This is a genomic window from Rothia sp. SCPM-O-B-18226 (M350), assembly GCF_058213595.1.
In genome coordinates this window covers 1-393 of sequence record NZ_JBYQJS010000012.1, presented here as the reverse complement: position 1 = coordinate 393, position 393 = coordinate 1, and the positions used below count along the sequence as shown (strand labels likewise).

Below are 393 nucleotides of genomic sequence, written 5' to 3'. Positions count from 1 at the left end.
CGGAACCTGCACAACTCCCGTCTCGACCAGGGCCAACCAGCCGGCGGCGGCGCTGACGGTGTGCGAGTATCCCATCATGGGGGTTGCCTCCTGGGGTGCTGGTGGGCGCTGGGGGTGCGCGGAGAGTGCCTCAATCTAAAGCTATTAGAACAAATATAGCATATATCGAAAGTAGTTTCGATTGAGGGGTGGTCCCTTCGCCGAGCCCTTTCCGCCGGCTACTCGGAGGAGTTCACCTCGGAGCCGTCGAAGGGTAGCGTCTGCTTCCAGAACTCGCGCTCGCGCAGGTAGTTCTCCAACCAACCCACGTGCTCCGAGCAGGCCAACCAAATCTTTCGGCGCTCGGGGGTGTGTACCTTGGGGTTGTTCCACAGCAGCTGGAACTCCGCCGCC

1 pseudogene is annotated in these 393 nt (G+C 61.3%); it reads right to left on the bottom strand.

The features are described from left to right. Positions 1-218: 218 nt before the first annotated feature. Positions 219-393: pseudogene (locus tag AC3E6W_RS08720) on the bottom strand (acetone carboxylase); the annotation flags it as partial.